Below are 500 nucleotides of genomic sequence, written 5' to 3'. Positions count from 1 at the left end.
ATCATTCTGAGCCATGGCATTAACGTCAGCCAACGTACTAGAAGGCAGCGTTTTTCCATTCAAAGCCACATCACTAAAGCGTGGTGCCCCACGTTTCGGATAATAAGGTAGTGCCAATGAGTAGATTGCGCCATTGCCGCGACTGTCAAAAATAGGTAAATCAATACGCCAACCTTGCAAAGCCTCAACCACACCTTGCTCGTCAATCACAATGACGCGTCCTTGTGACTTATTTAACCCTGTCGGTGCCTTGCCATAGCGTTTTTCAAGCAGACGTAAGTCTTCACGCATACCGAGTTTTTTCGCGGCGTACATCGTGCTTTCAATAACTTGTTTGTTATCTGGCATCACAGCCAAAGCGCGACGGTAATCCACATAAGCGCTGTTAAGATCGCGTGACGCTTCGTACAACAAACCAGAAAGATAGAAGAGATAACCGTTTTGCACCGCGCTGAGTTTTTTCCCTGCATCTGGATAACTCGCGAGCACGCTGCCTAAGT

1 pseudogene is annotated in these 500 nt (G+C 47.4%); it reads right to left on the bottom strand.

Annotated elements, in window-relative coordinates:
- Positions 1-500, bottom strand: a pseudogene (locus R8O11_RS31755) (hypothetical protein); the annotation flags it as partial.

This window comes from Vibrio sp. 1288 (assembly GCF_033344475.1).
This window is presented reverse-complemented; position numbering and strand designations above follow the sequence as displayed.